The organism is Pseudomonas sp. ASL9, assembly GCF_056680335.1.
Genome location: NZ_CM155277.1, coordinates 2,564,177 through 2,585,590 on the forward strand (window position 1 = coordinate 2,564,177; position 21,414 = coordinate 2,585,590).

Sequence of the window (21,414 nt, forward strand, 5' to 3'; positions counted from 1 at the left end):
TTCATTCATGTCTCTGCGTACCCTCGCGTTATTGTCGTTTTGTGTGCTGTTGGCCGCTTGCAGTAAGGTCACGCAGGAGAATTATTCGAAAATTTCGACGGGAATGTCCAAGGCCGAAGTCGAGAGACTGCTGGGCAACCCGACCGACTGTTCCGGTGCAATGGGCATGTCCAGCTGTACCTGGGGCGATCAGAAGAGCTTTATCAGCGTGCAGTATGCCGGTGACAAGGTGTTGATATTTTCGGGCCAGGGCCTGAAGTAAGTTTGATACAGGCTGCGTGAAAACGTAGCGAGCGAAGGCAAGACAAGGCAAAAACAGGCGAGAAAGCGGACTGGGCTCGCACTCGAGTCTACGGGTTGTAAATGAGCATTTTGAGCCTGTTTTTAACGCAGTATTGTCGAGCGCAGTAGTTTTCACACAGCCTGGACGGGAGAGCGTTATGCGTTTATTGATAGGGACGTTGGCAATTTTGTTGCTGGCAGGGTGTGCCAACTCTTCGAGCGAGCTGATCGAACCCAAGACGGTCGACACTGTTGACCTCAAGCGTTACCAGGGAACCTGGTACGAACTGGCGCGGATGCCGATGTTTTTCCAGCGCGATTGTGCGCAGTCCGAAGCCCGCTATATCCTTAAAGACAACGGCAAAGTCGGTGTGACCAACCGCTGCCGGACGACTGAGGGCAAGTGGGAAGAAGTCACGGGCACGGCAGCGCCGCAAATCCCGGACAAAACCGACAAACTGTGGGTGGAGTTCGATAACGGGTTATCCCGACTACTGCCGGGCGTTGCCAAGGGCAATTACTGGGTGCTGTACATCGGCGACGGCTATAAAACCGCGCTAGTGGGTAACCCGAATCGTAAATACCTGTGGCTACTGTCGCGTACCACGCGGGTGTCTGATGCGACCCGCGAGGAGTTGCTGGCCAAGGCCCGTCAGCAGGGTTACGACACCACCAAGCTGATCTGGCGCGTGGATGATTCGAAAATCGCCAAACCTGTCGTCAACTAAACTGCGTGCATTTCTTCGCAGGCAAGCCTGCTCCCACAGTGGATCGCGCAAAAGCAGTGTGATTTTCTGTAGGAGCCAACTTGTTGGCGAAGGCGACATATCAGACGAATAAGATCCGCCTGACTACCCCAACAATTCGCGCAACACCTGCGCAAACGCCCTGCTGCTTTCTTCTTCACCCGCATGATGACCGTCACGCACCACCCAGCGACCATTGACCATCACATCGCGGATCTGCCGATCACCGCCCGCGAACAGCCAACGATTGAGAATCGCGTCGCCACTGGCCGTTGCCAGGTAGGGATCGTTGCCGTCCAACACCAGCCAGTCCGCACGCTGGCCAACCTGCAGCGAGCCAATCGCCTGCCCCAAGGCCTGGGCACCGCCGCCAAGCGCCGCATCGTACAAGGTCCGCCCAACCATCGGCTGATCGCTGCGATACAGCCGATTACGCCGCTGATCGCGCAGACGCTGGCCATATTCCAGCCAACGCAATTCCTCGACCACGCTCAGTGACACATGGCTGTCCGAACCAATGCCCCAGCGCCCACCCTGCGCGATGAAGTCCACCGCAGGGAAAATCCCGTCGCCCAAATTTGCTTCAGTGGTCAGGCACAAACCAGCCACTGAGCCGCTTTCAGCCATCAGCGCAACTTCATCCGGGTCCGCATGGGTGGCGTGTACCAGGCACCAACGCGGGTCCACCGTGACATTTTCGTACAGCCATTGCAGCGGACGAAGCCCGCTCCACCGCAGGCAGTCTTCGACTTCTTTCTGCTGTTCGGCGATATGGATGTGCACGGGACACTGCTTGTCGCTGGCCGCCAACACATCACTGATCTGTTGCGGGGTGACGGCGCGCAGCGAGTGAAAACACAACCCCAATGCCTGCGCGGGCTGCCGAGCCAGAACTGGGCTCAAGCGCGCCTGTAGATCCAGATAACTGTCGGTGCTATGGATAAACCGGCGCTGACCTTCGTTAGGCGCCTGGCCACCGAACCCGGAATGGCTGTACAGCACCGGCAGCAGCGTCAGGCCAATACCTGCAGCGCTGGCCGCCTGGCTGATTTGCAGGGCCAGTTCAGCGGGGTCAGCGTAAGGTTTACCGGACGTGTCCTGGTGTACATAGTGGAATTCAGCGACGGACGTAAAACCGCCTTTGAGCATTTCGATGTACAGCTGACGAGCAATGACGCCGAGCTGCTCCGGGCTGATCTGCCCGACCAGACGGTACATCAGGTCGCGCCAGGTCCAGAAACTGTCGTTCGGATTACCGGCCACCTCGGCCAGACCGGCCATGGCGCGCTGAAAGGCGTGGGAATGCAGATTAGGCATACCCGGCAACAACGGCCCCTTGATAAACTCGGCACCCTGCGCGTCAGCATCGGCCTGGACATGGGTCAGCAGGCCATCGGCGCTGACGTCGAAACGAACATTGTTGGCCCAGCCACTGGGCAGTAATGCGCGTTCGGCAAAAAAGGCAGACATGGTTCCACACCCCATCGTGTTTATTTGTATATACATATACAGACGTTTGCCCGCTCGGTAAACTGCGGCAAGCTTGTCGTCGGTCGGATCAATGGTTAGCTTGAGCGCATCTGCGCCATCGACCCACTCCCGAATCATCACCTATCGAACAAGGATTTCACTGTGCCGACTCCGCCTGCCATCTCGTTGCTGGCTGCCCAAATGGGCGACAGTCCGGCGCCTCTGTACGCCCGCGTGAAACACATGATCGCCCAGCAGATACAGAGCGGAACCTGGGCGCCACACCATCGTGTGCCGTCAGAAAGCGAACTGGTAACCCAGCTGGGTTTCAGTCGCATGACCATCAACCGTGCCTTGCGCGAACTGACCGCCGAAGGGCTGTTGGTACGCATGCAGGGCGTGGGCACATTCGTCGCCGAGCCCAAAAGCCAGTCGGCGCTGTTCGAAGTGCACAACATTGCCGATGAGATCGCCTCACGCGGCCATCGCCACACCTGCAAGGTCATCACCCTCAATGAAGAGGCCGCAGGCTCCGAGCGCGCACTGGCGCTGGACATGCGTGAAGGTCAGCGGGTGTTTCATTCGCTGATCGTGCACTTCGAAAATGATATTCCCGTGCAAATCGAAGACCGCTTCGTCAACGCCTTGGTCGCGCCTGACTACCTCAAGCAGGACTTCACCCTGCAAACGCCCTACGCCTACCTGTCGCAAGTCGCACCGCTGACCGAAGGCGAGCACGTCGTCGAAGCGATTCTGGCCGAGCCACTGGAATGCAAACTGCTGCAAATAGAACCCGGCGAGCCCTGCCTGCTGATTCGCCGTCGGACCTGGTCCGGGCGCCAGCCAGTCACTGCGGCACGCCTTATTCACCCAGGCTCCAGGCATCGACTGGAAGGACGCTTCAGCAAATGAGTCAGCTCACTGTTTTACGGGCCGCCCACTACCCGCGCATGCCGTGGAAAAATGGCGGCGGCAGCACTGAGGAAATCACCCGCGATGCAGGTGTCGGCCTGGACGGCTTCGGCTGGCGCCTGTCGATTGCCGACATCGCCGAGTCCGGCGGCTTTTCCAGCTTCGCCGGCTATCAACGCATCATCACCGTGCTCCAAGGCCCGGGCATGACCCTGCACGTGGACGGTCAAACCACTCGGCCCCTGCTGCCCTTCGACCCCTTCGCGTTCAGCGGCGAAAGCCAAGTGGCCTGCACCCTGCTCGGTGGCGCCATTCGTGACTTCAACCTGATCTATGCGCCGGACCGCTACACCGCCCGCTTGCAATGGATCGACGGCCAGCAGCGGCTTTTCAGTTCGGCAGGTACCCTGTTGGTGTTCAGTGGGGTTGACGGTTTGAGCGTCAGCGTAGGAACTACCACCGAAACGCTCGGCAAACATGACTGCCTGCAACTGAACGACAATCCCGAATTGCTGGAAATCTCCGTCAGCGGTTCGTGCTGTTTGATTGAACTGACAGCGATCTGATTTAAATCTGCGTCGCCTTCTTCGCGAATAAATTCACTCCCGCACAGGCTGCATGCATAACCGGTGGGAGCGAATTTATTCGCGAAAAGGTCGACGCAGCCGAATCGGCTGTAGCACCGCCTTTTTCGGCCATCCCCGCTGGGCAACCCAGCCAGGTCAGCAAGAATTACAACGCTGCCGCGCACAAGATGGACGCATAGCCAACCCTTGGATGCGCGCTCCATGCAAACTACCAATAGCGTCTTGATGATCCGCCCGGCGCGGTTCGCCTTCAACCCGGACACCGCCCTCAACAACCGCTTTCAGCGGGCACCGCTCGACCCTGAACAGGCACAGCATAAAGCGCTGGAAGAGTTCGACGGTTATGTCGAGACCTTGCGTCAATACGGTGTCGAGGTGTTGGTGGTGCAAGACACACCCGCGCCGCACACCCCGGACTCGATCTTCCCGAACAACTGGTGGAGCAGCCATGCCGATGGCAGCCTCGTGCTCTATCCCATGGAAGGCCAGAATCGACGTCTGGAGCGGCAAAAAGGGGTATTGAATGCGCTCGACCAACATTACGCCATTCGCGAAACCATCGACTTCAGCCCGCTGGAGCAGCAAAACATCTTCCTTGAGGGCACCGGCAGCATGGTGCTTGATCGCGAGCATCGGATTAGTTATGCCTGCCATTCTGGACGGACACATGCGGATGCCCTGCGCCAATTCGCCGAGCGCCTGAACTACACGCTGTGCCTGTTCCATGCCGTCGACCGCCATCAATCACCGATCTACCACAGCAACGTGATGATGAGTGTCGGCCGCCACCTTTCGGTGGTCTGCCTGCAAGCACTGCCCGACCTCGATGAGCGCACAGCGCTGCAAAACTCCCTGCATGACACCGACAAAGAGATCCTCACGTTGAACTGGGATCAGTTGGAGTCCTTCGCCGGCAACATGCTTGAACTGCACGACAAGCACGGTCAAGCGTTGCTGGTGATGTCCCGCAGTGCCTGGCAATCGCTCGAACCCGCCCAGCAACAGCACATCGAGCGACACACCCAGCCCGTGGTGGTGAACATCGACCATATCGAAAGCATTGGTGGCGGCAGCGCTCGCTGCATGCTCGCCGAAATTCATCTGCCGACCCGCAACTAATCCAAAAAAAAGGAGGTCCCCATGACCCGTTATATCGACGTCAACGATTTGAGCCATCTGGTTGCGCGTAAAGGTCTGGCCCAGTGCCTGACCGAAATGGTCGAGTACATTCGCGAGGATTACCTGCGCTGGCCAGCCTTTGAAAAGTGCCCTCGCCTGGCCAACCACTCGCCCGAAGGTGTGATCGAGTTGATGCCGGTGTCTGACGCGTCGCTGTATGCCTTCAAATACGTCAATGGTCACCCGAAGAACACCCAGAGCGGCATGCTCACCGTCATGGCATTCGGCGCCTTGGCTGACGTGGACAGCGGTAAACCGCTGCTGCTCAGCGAAATGACCCTGACCACTGCAATCCGCACCGCCGCCACCTCGGCCCTGGCTGCGCGCTATATGGCGCGACGCACTGCGCGAAGCATGGCACTGATCGGTAACGGTTCGCAGAGTGAGTTCCAGGCGCTGGCGTTCCATACCGTACTGGGCATCAATGAAGTGCGCTTGTTTGACGTCGACTCGATGGCCACGCAAAAGCTCGCCGCCAACCTGGCCAACTTCCCCGCGATCAAGGTCATCATTGCCCGTTCGGTCGCCGAGGCAGTACGCGGCGCTGATATCGTCACCACCGTAACCGCCGACAAAACCAACGCCACCATCCTGACCCCGGAGATGATTGAACCCGGCATGCACCTCAATGCCGTGGGCGGCGATTGCCCGGGCAAAACCGAACTGCATCGCGACATCGTCGAGCGCGCACGGGTGATCGTCGAGTACGAACCGCAAAGCCGCATCGAAGGCGAAATCCAGCAGATGCCAGCCGACTCACCAGTCACTGAGTTCTGGCGTGTGGTCAACGGCGAAGTCGCGGGCCGTGACAATGATCAGGAAGTCACCCTGTTCGATTCGGTGGGCTTTGCCCTGGAGGACTACTCGGCCTTGCGCTATGTCCTCGACGTCGCCACCGCACTCGACCTAGGCAGCGTGATCGAGCTTGTTCCCGACCTCAAAAATCCGAAAGACCTGTTCGCCAGGCTTCAACCGCCAACACGAATCGCCCAGAAAAAACGCGCCTGATCCTTGCTCCACCTGCCACGCAGCGGCGTGGCGAAACCTTTGCTGCCCTTAATTCAACAACAAGACACAGGGACACTTCATATGACTCCGATTCGTAAGCTGTTAACCGTGCTGCTTCTTCCTCTTTGCGCGAGCGCGGCCCAGGCCCAGGAATGGAAAGAAATCCGCTTGGGCGTTTTCCCCGATTACCCGCCCTTCGAAAGCGTAGCGGCCGACGGCAGCCTGCAAGGTTTCGACATCGAGCTGGGCAACGCGATTTGCACCAAACTCGACGTCAAATGCACATGGGTCACCAACGACTTCGACGGCATGATTCCGGCGCTGCGTGCACGCAAATTCGACGCGATCATATCGTCCATGACGGCCACCCCCGCCCGGGAAAAGCAGATCGACTTCAGCGACAAACTGATCCTCAGTCCGACCTCCGTGGTGACCCGCAAGAACGCGACGTTCGGCGATACGCCAGAGTCCCTCAAAGGCAAACACGTCGGTGTGCTGCAAGGTTCTCTGCAAGAGGTCTACGCCCGCACCAAGCTGGCCCCGCTGGGCGTCCAGGTGAAGGCTTATCAATCCCAGGACCAGAACTACGCTGACCTGACCAACGGACGGCTCGATGCCATCGTCACCGACAAACTGGAAGCCGAACTTAACTTCCTGTCCTCCGCCAAAGGTGCCGACTTCAAGAGTGGCCGGGGCATTCAAGACCCTGGCCTACCCTCCGTCATCGCCGTGGGACTGCGCAAAGATGACAGCGAGCTAAAGGCACTGATCAACAAGGGCATCGCCGCTCTGCATGCTGACGGCACCTATTTGAAGATCCAGAAAAAATACGTCGGCGACCTGAACATCTACAACGAGTGATCCTCTTGCCACTGGCCCGTTCCCTACAGCAGGGTCGGGCCCATGCAGGTTTTCGACTCACGTCTTACCGAGATTTCTCCCGTGAATGACTTCCTCAACTGGACAGGCCTGCACGCCTTCAGCCTGCAGGGCTTCGGCCCCATGCTCGCCCAAGGGACCTGGATGACGATCAAGCTGGCCTTGATCTCTCTGTTGCTGAGCCTGACGCTCGGGCTGATCGGTGCCAGCGCCAAACTGTCGTCGGTGCGCCTGTTGCGGGTGCCCGCGACGATGTACACCACACTGGTGCGCAGCGTTCCGGATCTGGTGCTGATCCTGCTGATCTTCTACAGCCTGCAACTGTGGCTCAACGACCTGACCGAAGCACTCGGCTGGGGTTACCTTGAAATCGATCCGTTCAGCGCCGGGGTTATCACCTTGGGCTTTATCTATGGCGCCTATTTCGCCGAGAACTTTCGTGGGGCGATTCTCAGTGTGCCCAATGGTCAACTTGAGGCCGCAACGGCTTACGGCCTGAGCAAGGCGCAACGCTTCAGCCTGGTGATGTTCCCGCAAATGATGCGCTTTGCCCTGCCGGGGCTGGGCAATAACTGGCTGGTGCTGCTCAAGTCCACCGCATTGGTCTCGATCATCGGCCTGTCGGACCTGGTCAAGGCCGCGCAAAACGCCGGCAAGTCCACCAACAACACCCTGTACTTCCTGATCATTGCAGCGCTGGTCTATTTGCTGATCACGACCTTCTCCACCCGGATCTTCAAGCGCCTGGAGCGACGCTACAACCTTGGCATCAAGGGGCTGACACGATGATCGAATTACTTCAGCAATATGGGCAGGCGTTTCTCTGGAACGATGGCAACGGCTTGTCAGGCCTGGCCATGACGCTCTGGCTGTTCATCATCACCATCGTGCTCGGATTTTTCATCTCTATCCCGTTAGCCGTCGCACGGGTTTCAGAACACGTCTGGCTACGCTGGCCAGTGGAGTTCTATACCTGGCTGTTTCGCGGCACGCCGCTGTATATCCAATTACTCATCTGCTACACCGGCATTTATGGCCTGGAGGCCGTGCGCGAAAACGCGTTGCTCGACAGTTTCTTTCGCGATGCCCTCAATTGCACGCTGCTGGCGTTCGTCCTCAACACCTGCGCGTACACCGTGGAGATTTTCGCCGGGGCCATTCGCAATCTTTCCCATGGCGAGATCGAAGCCGCTCGGGCTTATGGACTCTATGGCTGGCAACTGTACCTCTTCGTGCTGATCCCGGCCGCTTTACGCCGTGCGTTGCCCGCCTATGGCAATGAACTGATCCTGATGCTGCATGCCACCTCACTGGCCTTTACCGCGACCATCGCCGACATTCTCAAGGTGGCCCGGGACGCCAACGCAGCGACCTTCTTGACCTTCCAGTCATTCGGGATCGCCGCCCTGCTGTACATGGTGCTGTCCTTCGTACTGGTTGGCCTGTTTCGCCTGGCCGAACGTCGCTGGATGCGCTTCCTGATCCCTAGCCGAGGCTAACCCATGAATAATGCTGTCCAGACCCTCTTGCCTCAGATAGGCGCCACACTCAGCCCTCTCCCGACAACCAAAGGTCACGCGGCCAGCGAGACGGTCAAGCTCAAGGTCGACGCGCTGTACAAACACTATGGCGACCATGAGGTGCTTAAGGGCGTCTCGTTGCAGGCCAGAAGCGGTGATGTCATCAGCATGATCGGCGCCAGCGGTTCCGGGAAAAGCACCCTGCTGCGCTGCATCAACTTTCTTGAGCAACCCGATGCTGGCAGCATCACCCTTGATGGCCAGACCATTGAGATGCGCCAAGGCAGGGGTGGAACCCGGTCCCCGCACCAGGCTCAATTGCAGAATTTGCGCACGCGCCTGGCGATGGTCTTTCAGCACTTCAACTTGTGGAGCCACATGACCGTGTTGGAAAACGTCTGCATGGCGCCACGTCGCGTGCTAGGGGTCAGCCAACAAGTGGCTGAAGCACGCGCACGTGCCTACCTGGACAAGGTAGGGTTGCCGTTGCGGGTCGCCGATCAGTACCCGGCGTTTCTCTCGGGAGGCCAACAGCAACGCGTCGCCATCGCCCGCGCTCTGGCCATGGAACCGGAGATCATTTTGCTCGACGAACCGACTTCCGCCCTCGACCCAGAACTGGTGGGTGAAGTCCTCAAGGTCATACAGACGCTGGCGGAGGAAGGTCGTACCATGGTGATGGTCACCCATGAAATGGGATTTGCGCGGCAAGTCTCAAGTCAGGTGCTGTTCCTCCATCAAGGCCGGATAGAAGAACAGGGCGGGGCTGAAATCCTGGATCACCCGAGCAGCGAACGACTTACGCAGTTTCTGTCCAACCGATTGAAGTGAAAAGAAAAACCAATGGCTACGAAAGATAACGAACCTCTTGGCGCAGCCCCTCTGGATCGCATCGACGAAGCCATTCTCGAGGTCCTGCGGCATAACGGACGGATCACCTACGAGAAGCTTTCATCGCTGGTTCACCTGACCCCCAGGCCTTGTCTGGAGCGGGTGCGCAAGCTTGAACGACGCGGTGTGATTCGTGGCTACAGCGCCATCATCGATGTCAAAGTCGTTTCGCCGGGCCTGTCACTGCTGGTGCTGGTCGCCCTGTCCAACCAGAGCGGGCGGGCCGCCCAAAAAGCCTTCGAAGCGTGCGTCAAAAAGTGCCCGCAAGTGTTCGAATGCCAACTCATCAGCGGCCCGTTCGACTACAGCTTGCGCATGCGCTGCAGGGACATGGAGCACTACCGCATACTCACCGAGACCTGGCTGAACAACGACGAACTGCACATCGACAAACTGGTCGCTCACCCAGAGCTGGCCGACGTGAAGAACACCGCCAGTCGCTGTGATTAAACGTCGCAAACACGCAGTGGAGGACGCAAGGTCCTCCCCAGCAGCGCAACGGCGAAGACAAGGCGAAAACACTGCAATCGACCTGTAGAGCAACTCCTTTCAAACCGTTTCTCTTCGCGCACCTTTCTCTCGCACGTTGTTACCGAACGCCCCACTACCGCGCAAAAACGCCTCGCGACAGCAGCCCCACGTCCTGACAAAAAAACCACTCATCACTTTTCGTATCCACAAACCCCCTCTATTTCAGGGCTCACAGCGCTTTTATAAATTTATTGCCGACCCGCAAAGCAAACTGGTCCTTTGCTTGCATATGCTTGTATGTACAAGTAAAGGTGTGTGCATAGGAGAGCATCGGTAACCATCCCCAGCCCCTTGCACCCGACTTGCCCCACTTACCTGCTAAACCTGTTTCGTCTGTTTCGAGATGCTCGATACAGACCTGCTTGCCCACTGCCTGGGCTGGTTTGGATTGATCGCTGAGGAGTTTTTTCGTGACTGAGAATACCCAACACTGGACCCCGGAAAACTGGACCAAACACCGTGACGTCGAAGTCCGCGCTGCCCGTGGCACCAAGCTGACGGCTAAAAGCTGGATGACCGAAGCACCGCTGCGGATGTTGATGAACAACCTCGACCCCGAAGTCGCCGAGAACCCGAAAGAACTCGTGGTTTACGGTGGCATCGGTCGCGCAGCGCGCAATTGGGAGTGCTACGACAAGATCGTCGAAAGCCTGACCAACCTGAATGACGACGAAACCCTGCTGATTCAATCCGGCAAACCAGTCGGCGTGTTCAAGACCCACAGCAACGCCCCGCGCGTCCTGATCGCCAACTCCAATCTGGTACCGCACTGGGCCAGCTGGGAACACTTCAACGAACTGGATGCCAAGGGCCTGGCCATGTATGGCCAGATGACCGCCGGCAGCTGGATCTACATCGGCAGCCAGGGCATCGTGCAAGGCACCTATGAAACCTTCGTCGAAGCCGGTCGCCAGCACTACAACGACAACCTTACCGGTCGTTGGGTACTGACCGCTGGTCTGGGCGGCATGGGTGGCGCTCAACCACTGGCGGCGACGCTGGCCGGTGCCTGCTCGCTGAACATCGAATGCCAGCAGGTCAGCATCGATTTCCGCTTGAACAGCCGTTATGTCGATGAACAAGCCACCAACCTCGACGACGCTCTGGCCCGCATCGCCAAATACACCAAGGAAGGCAAGGCGATTTCCATTGCCCTGCTCGGCAACGCGGCTGAAATCCTTCCAGAACTGGTCAAGCGCGGCGTGCGCCCGGACATGGTCACCGACCAGACCAGCGCCCACGATCCGCTCAACGGCTACCTTCCAATAGGCTGGACCTGGGACGAGTACCGCGCTCGCGCCAAGACCGAGCCTGCTGCCGTCGTGAAAGCTGCCAAGCAATCGATGGCTGTACACGTTAAAGCCATGCTCGACTTCCAGAAGATGGGCATTCCGACCTTCGACTACGGCAACAACATCCGTCAGATGGCTCAAGAAGAAGGCGTAGAAAACGCATTCGACTTCCCGGGTTTCGTACCGGCCTATATCCGTCCGCTGTTCTGCCGTGGCATCGGTCCGTTCCGTTGGGCGGCGCTGTCGGGCGATCCGCAAGACATCTACAAGACTGACGCCAAGGTCAAGGAACTGATCCCGGACGATGCCCACCTGCACAACTGGCTGGAAATGGCCCGTGAGCGCATCGCGTTCCAGGGTCTGCCGGCACGTATCTGCTGGGTCGGTCTGGGCCAGCGCGCCAAGCTGGGTCTGGCGTTCAACGAAATGGTCCGCAGCGGCGAGCTGTCGGCACCGATCGTGATTGGTCGCGACCACCTGGACTCCGGCTCGGTCGCCAGCCCGAACCGTGAAACCGAATCCATGCAGGATGGCTCCGATGCCGTGTCTGACTGGCCATTGCTCAATGCCTTGCTCAACACCGCCAGCGGCGCGACCTGGGTGTCCTTGCACCACGGCGGCGGCGTCGGCATGGGCTTCTCTCAACATTCGGGCATGGTGATTGTTTGCGACGGCACCGATGAAGCGGCCGAACGCATCGCCCGCGTACTGCACAACGACCCGGCCACCGGCGTCATGCGTCACGCGGATGCGGGCTATCAGATTGCGATTGATTGTGCCAAGGAGCAGGGTTTGAACCTGCCGATGGTTAACCGCTGATCGCATAAACCTGTGGGAGCAGGCGTGCAACTAAGCGTCCCGCTGCGAAGGCGTCTGGCCTGATACACCGAGCCAACCCATTCGCAGGCAAGCCTGCTCCCACAGAGATCTTCGCATTCCCCCATAGAAGGTGGTCGCATGGCTGTTCCAAATGATCGTGTTGCAAACAAATCAATGATCGAAAGGCGTTCGATCGATTACATCCCCGACGGGGAAAGACATGGTCGTCTGTTCAGTCAATTTACGTTGTGGTTGGGTGCCAACCTGCAAATCACGGCGATTGTCACCGGGGCATTGGCCGTGGTGTTGGGCGGTGATGTGTTCTGGTCGTTGATTGGCTTGCTGGTCGGGCAACTGCTGGGCGGCGTCGTCATGGCGCTGCACGCTGCGCAAGGTCCGAAGCTGGGCCTGCCACAAATGATCTCCAGCCGCGTGCAGTTCGGCGTGTATGGCGCGGTGATCCCACTGGTGTTGGTGTGCCTGATGTACATCGGTTTCTCAGCCAGTGGTTCGTTACTGGCGGGGCAGGCGCTGGCGCAGTTGCTTCATGTGCAGGACTGGCAAGGCATCGTGATCTTCGCGGGGCTGATCGTAGTGGCGACTATCTTCGGTTACCGGGCCATTCACGCGATTGGCCGCGTGGCGAGCGTGATCGGGGTGATCGCGTTCATCTACCTGTTTGGCGCCTTGCTGGAAGGCAATGATGTCGGCGCGCTGCTGGGCAACAAGCACTTCTCATTGAGCAGCTTTCTGTTGGCGATTTCGCTGTCGGCCTCCTGGCAGATCGCGTTCGGCCCATACGTGGCGGACTACTCCAGGTACTTGCCGCGCAGCATCTCGGCGGTCAAAACGTTCTGGGCAGTCGGCCTGGGTTCGATCATTGGTGCGCAAGCATCGATGGTGTTCGGTGTGTTCGCAGCCGCATTGGCGGGTAAGCAATTCGCCCACCACGAGGTGTCGTTCATCGTCAGCCTCGGCGGCACTGGCGTTGTCGCAGCCCTGCTGTATTTTAGCGTGGCATTCGGCAAAGTCACCATCACGACCCTCAACGCCTACGGCAGCTTCATGTCGATCGCGACCATCGTCAGTGGCTTTCGTGGCAACCGGCATATCTCCAGCGGTCTGCGACTGACGTACATCTTCGCCATGGTCGGCGTAGCAACGTTGCTGGCCTTGCTGGGCAAGGACACGTTCCTCAAGGACTTCTCGGCGTTCATCCTGTTCCTGCTGGCGTTTTTCACGCCCTGGAGCGCGATCAACCTGGTGGACTTCTACTGCATCACCAAAGAGCGTTACGACATCCCGGCGCTGTCGAACCCGGATGGCCGCTACGGTCGCTGGAACTGGATCGGTATCAGCGTCTATGTGTTCGGCGTATTGATTCAAATGCCGTTCATTTCCACCCACTTCTACACCGGCCCCTTGGTCGAGCGCTTGGGCGATACCGATATCTCCTGGATCATCGGTCTGGTGGTGCCTGCCGTCGCGTACTACTTGATCGCAAAAAAATGGCACAGCGCAATTCCAGATCGCCTGATTTTGCCGGTAGACAACGACACGGCCGAAGGGATGCCATCGGATTTGCAATCCCAGGCCGCACTGAACTGACGGTCGCCAATGCACTCGTTAGTGGGAGATACCGTGAAAACTGAAGCGCGGCGATCCTCAAGAACAATGAACACCTACAGCCGATGTTCGCGAACTTATTGTGAACACCGCCTTTCTAAAATAGCCGATGCACACGCCCACAAGGCCCAGCCGACAAGCGTTGGCTTCAAGCAACCGGCATTAATCAACACCCACAAGGGAGTATGAATGTGACTGAGTTAAACCTGACCCCCGGTCAACTGTCCCTGGCGCAACTGCGAGCGATTTACCACCATCCGGTAACCCTTCGCCTGCATGAAAGTGCCTCACAACAGATTGAAAACAGCGTGGCCTGCGTCGAGCAGATCCTCGCCGAGAACCGTACCGCCTACGGCATCAATACCGGTTTCGGCCTTTTGGCGTCGACACGCATTGCCAGCGAAGACCTGGAAAACCTCCAGCGCTCGCTGGTGCTGTCCCACGCAGCCGGGGTCGGTCAGCCGATTAGTGATGAGCTGGTGCGTTTGATCATGGTGCTCAAGGTCAACAGCCTGAGCCGTGGTTTCTCCGGCATTCGCCGTCAGGTGATCGACGCTTTGATCGCGCTGATCAATGCCGAGGTTTACCCACACATTCCGCTCAAAGGCTCAGTCGGCGCGTCTGGCGACCTTGCACCGTTGGCGCACATGTCCCTGGTATTGCTCGGCGAAGGCAAAGCCCGTCATAAAGGCGAATGGCTGCAAGCGACTGACGCCCTGGCCATCGCCGGTCTGAAACCGCTGACACTGGCGGCCAAGGAAGGTCTGGCACTGCTCAACGGCACTCAGGTCTCCACCGCGTTTGCCCTGCGTGGCTTGTTCGAAGGCGAAGACCTGTTCGCCGCTGCGCTGTCTTGTGGCTCGTTGACGGTTGAAGCGGTGCTGGGTTCGCGCGCACCGTTCGATGCCCGGATTCATGCCGCTCGCGGTCAACGCGGGCAGATCGACGCCGCCGCCTGCTACCGCGACCTGCTGGGTGAAAGCAGCCAGATCTCCAACTCACACATCGACTGCGACAAGGTTCAAGACCCGTACTCGCTGCGCTGCCAACCGCAAGTCATGGGCGCATGCCTGACCCAACTGCGTCAGGCCGCCGAAGTGTTGGCGGTTGAATCCAACGCTGTTTCCGACAACCCACTGGTGTTCGCCGCTGAAGGCGAAGTCATCTCGGGCGGTAACTTCCACGCCGAACCGGTCGCCATGGCGGCGGATAACCTGGCCCTGGCCCTGGCGGAAATCGGCGCCCTCAGCGAGCGTCGTATCTCGTTGATGATGGACAAGCACATGTCGCAATTGCCGCCGTTCCTGGTGGCCAATGGCGGCGTGAACTCCGGTTTCATGATCGCGCAGGTGACCGCTGCCGCATTGGCCAGCGAGAACAAGGCGTTGGCCCACCCGCACAGCGTCGACAGCATCCCGACCTCTGCCAACCAGGAAGACCATGTGTCCATGGCCCCTGCTGCTGGCAAGCGTCTGTGGGAAATGGCTGAGAACGTTCGTGGCATTCTCGCCGTAGAATGGCTGGCGGCCTGTCAGGGTCTGGATTTCCGCGATGGCCTGAAAACCTCGCCTAAACTCGAACAAGCCCGCACCGCTCTGCGCAGCAAAGTGCCGTTCTACGACAAGGACCGCTTCTTTGCGCCGGACATCGAAGCCGCCAGCCAATTGCTGGCATCCAACTGCTTGAACACGCTGGTCCCCGCCAATCTGTTGCCAAGTCTGTAAATCACTGCCGAACCTAGTCTGGTTCGGTATGGGAAAAGTCGTGCGAACCCGGAGGCCGGGATTCGCACCGCTTTTCGCCATACAAAAACAATAAGGGATGCGAGATGAAGCAACGCCCTACAGGCCTGAAGCGAGGACTCTCCGCTCGGCACATTCGATTCATGGCCCTTGGCTCAGCCATCGGTACCGGTTTGTTCTATGGTTCCGCGTCGGCGATCCAGATGGCGGGTCCAGCCGTGTTGCTGGCCTATCTGATCGGCGGCGCTGCGGTGTTCATGGTGATGCGCGCCCTCGGCGAAATGGCCGTGCACAACCCTGTGTCTGGCTCATTCGGCCAATACGCCAGCACTTATCTTGGTCCTATGGCAGGCTTTGTCCTGGGCTGGACCTACGCCTTTGAAATGATCATCGTCTGCCTCGCCGACGTGACCGCATTCGGTATTTATATGGGGTTCTGGTTCCCCGATGTACCGCGCTGGATCTGGGTGCTGAGCATCGTGTTCCTGATCGGCGCGCTCAATCTGTGCAGCGTCAAAGTCTTCGGTGAAACGGAGTTCTGGCTGTCGCTGCTCAAGGTCAGCGCCATTGTCGCGATGATCCTCGGCGGTCTGGGCATCATGCTGTTTGGCATCAGCTCGTCCGGCGCCTCCTCGCCTGAGACAGTCGCAGGCATCAGTAATCTTTGGGCCCATGGCGGCTTCATGCCCAACGGGATCGGCGGCCTGATCGCCTCGTTCACGGTGGTGATGTTCGCCTTCGGCGGCATCGAAATCATCGGCATCACGGCAGGCGAAGCCAAAGACCCACAGCACGTGATCCCCCGAGCGATCAATGCCGTGCCATTGCGCATTCTGTTGTTCTACGTGCTGACACTGTTCGTGCTGATGTCGATTTACCCTTGGCCACAGATCGGCACCCAAGGCAGCCCGTTCGTGCAGATTTTTGACAAACTGGGCATTTCCTCGGCCGCGACCATCCTCAATATCGTGGTGATTTCAGCCGCAATATCGGCGATTAACAGCGACATTTTCGGTGCTGGACGCATGATGTACGGCCTCGCCGAGCAAGGCCAGGCGCCGAAAAGCTTTGCCCGACTGTCCCGGCAGGGCGTGCCATGGATGAGCGTGCTGGTCATGGGCGCAGCCCTGCTCGGCGGCGTGGTCCTCAACTATGTGATCCCGGAAAATGTGTTCTTGGTGATCGCGTCCATCGCGACCTTCGCCACGGTCTGGGTGTGGCTGATGATCCTGTTTACGCAGGTCGCCATGCGCCGTTCGATGGACAGCAAACACATCGCGCAACTGAAATTCCCGGTGCCGTTCTGGCCCTATGCACCGGCAGCAGCGATCGTGTTCATGCTGTTCATTTTTGGCGTGCTGGGTTACTTCCCGGACAGCCGGGTGGCATTGGTCGTTGGCGCGGTATGGATCGTGCTGCTGGTGATTGCCTACCGGATCTGGGTCAAACCGGGTACACCGACACCGCAATCAGTGTCCGAACCCTCTTCTTTCTCAGCTCAATAACCTCGGAGGCCGTAGATGAAAACGCTCTGGCAACACTGTCACGTTGCGACCATGGCGCAAGGTAAGTACTCGATCATCGAGGATGCCGCGATCGTGACGTCAGGCGAGTACATCGAGTGGATTGGTCCGAAGGCTAAACGACCGGTATACGACTATGCCAGCATCGTGGACCTGGGCGGCACCTGGGTCACGCCAGGCCTGATCGACTGCCACACGCACACCGTCTTTGGCGGCAACCGCAGCGGCGAGTTCGAGCAGCGCTTGCAGGGTGTGAGCTACGCAGAGATTGCGGCGGCCGGCGGCGGCATCGCCAGCACCGTGCGCGCCACCCGTGCCGCCAGCGAAGATGAACTCTTCGCCAGCGCCGAGCAGCGTCTCAAGCGGTTGCTCAGCGACGGTGTGACCACGGTGGAAATCAAATCCGGCTATGGCCTGGACCTGGCCAGTGAACGCAAGATTCTGCGGGTGATCCGACGGCTGGGTGCGGTACTCCCGGTCACAGTACGCAGCACCTGCCTGGCCGCCCACGCCCTGCCGCCGGAATACGCCAATCGCGCTGACGACTACATCGACCACATCTGCCACGAGATGCTGCCCGCACTGGCGGCGGAAGGTCTGGTGGATGCGGTGGACGCGTTCTGTGAATACCTGGCGTTCTCGCCCGCGCAGGTCGAGCAGGTGTTTATCACCGCCGGCCAATTGGGCCTGCCGGTGAAACTGCATGCAGAACAACTGTCATCACTGGGCGGCTCCAGCCTCGCGGCGCGCTATCACGCCTTGTCGGCGGATCATCTGGAGTTCATGACCGAAGACGATGCCATCGCCATGGGCGCCGCTGGCACCGTCGCGGTGCTGCTGCCGGGTGCGTTCTATTTTCTGCGCGAAACCCAGTTGCCCCCCATGGATGCACTGCGCAGGCAGGGGGTGAACATCGCCATCGCCACCGACCTGAACCCTGGCACGTCGCCTGCCCTGTCGCTACGCTTGATGCTGAATATGGCGTGCACGCTGTTCCGCATGACCCCGGAAGAAGCGCTGGCGGGCGTCACCCTCAACGCCGCCAAAGCGCTGGGGCTGGGCGATACACATGGCTCGCTGGAAGTGGGTAAAGTAGCCGACTTCGTGGCGTGGAAAATTGAACGGCCAGCGGATCTGGCTTACTGGCTGGGCGGTGATCTGGACAAGCGGATCGTGCGTCACGGCGTTGAATCACAGATTTGATACACAGGAGGTCTAGGTGAATAAGGTTCTGAATTTCAAACGTGGCCGGCTGCCGTTACTGGTCAGCATGCCCCATGCCGGATTGCGCCTGACCCCAGTGGTCGAGGCGGGCCTGGTGGACGCAGCGCAAAGCCTGCCAGACACCGACTGGCACATCCCGCAGCTGTATGACTTCGCCAGCGAACTGGGAGCCAGCACCTTGGCGGCCGAGTATTCGCGTTTCGTCATCGACCTCAATCGTCCGTCCGATGACACGCCACTGTACGTCGGCGCAACCACTGGGCTGTTCCCGGCGACACTGTTCGACGGCGCACCGCTGTTCCGCGAAGGCCTGGTGCCTAGCGCAGAAGAGCGCGCCCGCTATCTGGCGCAGATCTGGACGCCCTATCACCAGACGTTGCAGCAGGAACTGGCACGGCTGCGTGACGAATTCGGCTATGCGCTGTTGTTCGATGCACATTCCATTCGCGGTCAAATTGCGCATCTGTTCGAAGGCCGCCTGCCTGACTTCAACCTCGGGACGTTCAACGGTGCCAGCTGCGACACAACACTGGCTAACGAGCTGGAAGCGATCTGCGCGTCAGCCACCGATTACACCCACGTCCTGAACGGACGCTTCAAGGGCGGCCACATCACCCGCCATTACGGCGACCCCGCGAACAACATCCATGCCGTGCAACTGGAACTGGTGCAAAGCACCTACATGGAAGAGTTCGAGCCCTTCAAGTACCGCGAAGACCTGGCCCAGCCAACGCAGAAGGTGCTGAAAAATCTGCTGCAAGCGGTGATTGCGTGGGGGCAGGAGCGGTATCCAGGCTGACACCGCGTCAACTTCTTCGCGAATAAATTCGCTCCCACGCAGTTCATTCTGTAGGAGCGAATTTATTCGCGAAGGCATCATGTCAGGCGACCGCTACTTCCTCAATAACCGCAACCCGTTGAACACCACCAGCAAACTGACGCCCATGTCGGCAAACACTGCCATCCACATGGTTGCCATGCCAGCGAAGGTGACGATCAGGAACACTGCCTTGATCACCAGCGCCAGAATAATATTCTGTTTGAGAATCGCCGACGTCTGACGTGACAGGCGAATAAAGGCCGGGATCTTGCGCAGGTCGTCGTCCATCAAGGCGACATCGGCGGTTTCGATTGCAGTGTCAGTCCCCGCCGCAGCCATCGCAAAACCAATCTCGGCGCGGGCCAGGGCTGGCGCATCGTTGATGCCATCACCGACCATGCCCACACGATGACCCTGAGCGTAAAGCGCTTCGATGGCCTGCAGTTTGTCAGCCGGCAACAGGTTGCCCTGCGCCTGATCAATACCGACCACATCAGCAATCGCCTTCGCGGTATGCGGGTTGTCGCCGGTCAGCATCATGGTTTTGATGCCCAGTGCGTGCAATTCACGAATCGCCTCACGGCTGCTTTCCTTGACCGTATCGGCGACTGCGAACAGCGCTATCGGGCCCAGTGAATCACACAGCAGGACCACGGTTTTCCCTTGGATTTCCAATGCGTCGAGCTTTAGCTCCAGCACCGGCGAACACAGGCCAAGCTCCTCCACCAACCGGTGGTTGCCCAAGTGATAAAGCTGACCGCCCACCTCACCCCGCACGCCACGTCCGGCCAGGGCTTCGAACGCCTGGACATCATGCCGCGTCAGTTGCTGCTCGGCCGATGCTTTGGCAATGGCCTGGGACACGGGGTGGTCGGAACGGCTGGCCAGACTGGCAGCGATGCTCCGCGTGATGTCGCTGATGCCTGGGTCATCGGTGCCCAACGCCAGGTAGTCCGTCTGCACTGGCTTGCCGTGGGTAATGGTCCCGGTTTTATCCAGCGCCAGGTAATCGAGCTTGTACCCGTTTTCCAGGTACACCCCGCCTTTCACCAGAATGCCCTTGCGCGCTGCGGCCGCCAGCCCACTGACGATGGTCACCGGGGTGGAAATCACCAGCGCACAGGGGCAAGCCACGACCAACAACACCAGCGCGCGGTAGATCCAGTCGAACCAGACAGCGCCCATCAACAGCGGCGGAATCAGCGCCACGGCCAAGGCCAGCAGAAAGACCGCTGGCGTGTAGATTCGGGCGAAGCTGTCGACAAACCGCTGAGTCGGTGCTCGCGAGCCTTGAGCCGCTTCGACCGCGTGAATGATCCGCGCCAGCGTCGAGTCGTTCGCCGCCGCCGTAACCCGATATTCCAGCGAGCCCGCCTGATTGATGGTGCCTGCAAAGACTTTGTCCCCTGCGGCCTTTTCCACCGGCAGGCTTTCCCCGGTAATCGGCGCCTGGTCGATGGTCGAGTTGCCCGAGACCACCTCACCGTCCAGCCCGATCCGTTCGCCCGGCCGCACACGCAACAGCGCGCCCAACTCGACGCTTTTCACCTCTTGCTTGACCCACGTGCCGTCGGCTTGCTGCACCGTAACCGACTCTGGAGTCAGCTGCATCAAGCCGCCGATGGCGTTGCGTGCCCGATCCAGAGACTTGGCTTCGATCAACTCAGCCACGGTAAACAGGAACATCACCATGGCCGCTTCCGGCCATTGACCGATCAACACTGCACCGGTCACGGCAATGCTCATCAGTGCATTGATGTTCAGATTGAAGTTCTTCAGGGCAATCCAGCCCCTTTTGTAGGTGCCTAGGCCGCCACTCAAAATCGCGACCAACGCCACCAGCGCTACCAGCCAGCTGGGTGCCAACTGGGCAAAATGGATCACTTCTGACGTCAACGCCGCCACACCCGACAACGCCAGCGGCCACCACGGTTTTTTCACCGGCGCAGGTGCAGTTGCATCAGCACGGGCGCCTTTCTCGACGGGCTCGGCGTGCATGCCCAGTGAGCTGATCGCTTCGCAGATCGGATCGGTAGACGGCAATTCATGCCAGACGCCCAACAGGCGATTGATCAAATTGAACTCAAGTTTGTGCACGCCTACGAGTTTGCCCAGCTTGTTCTGGATCAGCGTTTGCTCGGTCGGGCAATCCATTTGTTCGATGCGAAAGCTGCTGAACTGCGCTGAGGACGAGGTCGATTCGCTGAACTGGACGACCGCAGGCGCGCTGTCTGACGAGCAGCAGGTGTGCGCACGATCATCAGCCGTCTGGGGCTTGGCGTGATGATGTTCAGAATGGTCGTGTTCGGAGTGGCTGTGTTCGGAATGCGTAGGTTCAGAGTGGCTCATCATCGAGTCCTTGA

19 protein-coding genes are annotated in these 21,414 nt (G+C 59.1%); 17 read left to right on the forward strand and 2 right to left on the reverse strand.

The features are described from left to right. Nucleotides 1–7 precede the first annotated feature (7 nt). A complete protein-coding gene (gene bamE / locus AC1ME2_RS11805; protein ID WP_480441331.1) occupies nt 8–262 on the forward strand; it encodes an outer membrane protein assembly factor BamE domain-containing protein in 255 nt (84 codons plus the stop codon). Between the two features lie 178 nt (nt 263–440). Further along, a complete protein-coding gene (locus AC1ME2_RS11810; RefSeq protein WP_480441333.1) occupies nt 441–1,010 on the forward strand; it encodes a lipocalin family protein in 570 nt (189 codons plus the stop codon). Nucleotides 1,011–1,133: 123 nt separating this feature from the next. Here AC1ME2_RS11810 and AC1ME2_RS11815 read toward each other — a convergent pair whose 3' ends face one another. Beyond that, nucleotides 1,134–2,498: a formimidoylglutamate deiminase gene (locus tag AC1ME2_RS11815; RefSeq protein ID WP_480441335.1), complete on the reverse strand. Its 1,365-nt coding sequence runs from the start codon at nt 2,496–2,498 to the stop codon at nt 1,134–1,136. A 201-nt stretch (nt 2,499–2,699) separates the two neighbouring features. On the opposite strand from AC1ME2_RS11815, the gene hutC reads away from it, so the two are divergent. From hutC to hutG, 15 genes are all read left to right on the forward strand, one after another. Further along, the gene (hutC, locus tag AC1ME2_RS11820; protein ID WP_480442108.1) at nt 2,700–3,410 is read left to right on the forward strand and encodes a histidine utilization repressor; all 711 of its coding nucleotides are present in this window, start codon (nt 2,700–2,702) and stop codon (nt 3,408–3,410) included. Beyond that, nucleotides 3,407–3,976, forward strand: coding sequence for a HutD/Ves family protein (locus AC1ME2_RS11825; protein WP_480441337.1), 570 nt, complete (start codon nt 3,407–3,409; stop codon nt 3,974–3,976). Before hutC ends, AC1ME2_RS11825 begins: the two co-directional genes overlap by 4 nt. 222 nt (nt 3,977–4,198) lie before the next feature. Then, a complete protein-coding gene (gene ctlX / locus AC1ME2_RS11830; RefSeq protein WP_480441339.1) occupies nt 4,199–5,116 on the forward strand; it encodes a citrulline utilization hydrolase CtlX in 918 nt (305 codons plus the stop codon). 21 nt (nt 5,117–5,137) lie between these two features. Continuing rightward, nucleotides 5,138–6,184, forward strand: a complete 1,047-nt coding sequence (locus tag AC1ME2_RS11835) for an ornithine cyclodeaminase (RefSeq protein ID WP_480441341.1) — start codon at nt 5,138–5,140, stop codon at nt 6,182–6,184. 81 nt (nt 6,185–6,265) lie between these two features. Continuing rightward, a complete protein-coding gene (locus tag AC1ME2_RS11840) occupies nt 6,266–7,045 on the forward strand; it encodes an ABC transporter substrate-binding protein (protein ID WP_480441342.1) in 780 nt (259 codons plus the stop codon). 81 nt (nt 7,046–7,126) lie between these two features. Then, nucleotides 7,127–7,852, forward strand: a complete 726-nt coding sequence (locus AC1ME2_RS11845) for an ABC transporter permease (RefSeq protein ID WP_480442110.1) — start codon at nt 7,127–7,129, stop codon at nt 7,850–7,852. Beyond that, nucleotides 7,849–8,562, forward strand: a complete 714-nt coding sequence (locus tag AC1ME2_RS11850; RefSeq protein ID WP_480441344.1) for an ABC transporter permease — start codon at nt 7,849–7,851, stop codon at nt 8,560–8,562. The genes AC1ME2_RS11845 and AC1ME2_RS11850 overlap by 4 nt, the downstream gene beginning before the upstream one ends. A 3-nt stretch (nt 8,563–8,565) precedes the next feature. Then, nucleotides 8,566–9,414 (forward strand): ABC transporter ATP-binding protein, encoded by an 849-nt coding sequence (locus AC1ME2_RS11855; protein ID WP_480441345.1) that lies wholly within the window; start codon nt 8,566–8,568, stop codon nt 9,412–9,414. A 12-nt stretch (nt 9,415–9,426) separates the two neighbouring features. Then, nucleotides 9,427–9,924 (forward strand): Lrp/AsnC family transcriptional regulator, encoded by a 498-nt coding sequence (locus tag AC1ME2_RS11860; RefSeq protein WP_480441346.1) that lies wholly within the window; start codon nt 9,427–9,429, stop codon nt 9,922–9,924. A 491-nt stretch (nt 9,925–10,415) separates the two neighbouring features. Then, the gene (hutU, locus tag AC1ME2_RS11865; RefSeq protein ID WP_480441348.1) at nt 10,416–12,116 is read left to right on the forward strand and encodes a urocanate hydratase; all 1,701 of its coding nucleotides are present in this window, start codon (nt 10,416–10,418) and stop codon (nt 12,114–12,116) included. Nucleotides 12,117–12,254: 138 nt separating this feature from the next. Continuing rightward, a complete protein-coding gene (locus AC1ME2_RS11870; RefSeq protein WP_480441349.1) occupies nt 12,255–13,724 on the forward strand; it encodes a purine-cytosine permease family protein in 1,470 nt (489 codons plus the stop codon). A 203-nt stretch (nt 13,725–13,927) separates the two neighbouring features. Then, nucleotides 13,928–15,466 carry a histidine ammonia-lyase gene (gene hutH / locus AC1ME2_RS11875; RefSeq protein WP_480441351.1) on the forward strand — a complete coding sequence of 513 codons (1,539 nt, stop codon included), beginning with the start codon at nt 13,928–13,930 and terminating at the stop codon, nt 15,464–15,466. A gap of 104 nt (nt 15,467–15,570) precedes the next feature. Further along, nucleotides 15,571–16,989, forward strand: coding sequence for an amino acid permease (locus tag AC1ME2_RS11880; protein WP_480441353.1), 1,419 nt, complete (start codon nt 15,571–15,573; stop codon nt 16,987–16,989). 15 nt (nt 16,990–17,004) lie between these two features. Further along, the gene (gene hutI, locus AC1ME2_RS11885) at nt 17,005–18,210 is read left to right on the forward strand and encodes an imidazolonepropionase (RefSeq protein ID WP_480441355.1); all 1,206 of its coding nucleotides are present in this window, start codon (nt 17,005–17,007) and stop codon (nt 18,208–18,210) included. A gap of 16 nt (nt 18,211–18,226) precedes the next feature. Further along, entirely contained in the window at nt 18,227–19,030 is an 804-nt protein-coding gene (hutG, locus tag AC1ME2_RS11890) for an N-formylglutamate deformylase (RefSeq protein ID WP_480441357.1), read from the forward strand. A 93-nt stretch (nt 19,031–19,123) separates the two neighbouring features. Here hutG and AC1ME2_RS11895 read toward each other — a convergent pair whose 3' ends face one another. Beyond that, nucleotides 19,124–21,400 (reverse strand): heavy metal translocating P-type ATPase, encoded by a 2,277-nt coding sequence (locus AC1ME2_RS11895; protein WP_480442112.1) that lies wholly within the window; start codon nt 21,398–21,400, stop codon nt 19,124–19,126. Between the last annotated feature and the right edge of the window lie 14 nt (nt 21,401–21,414).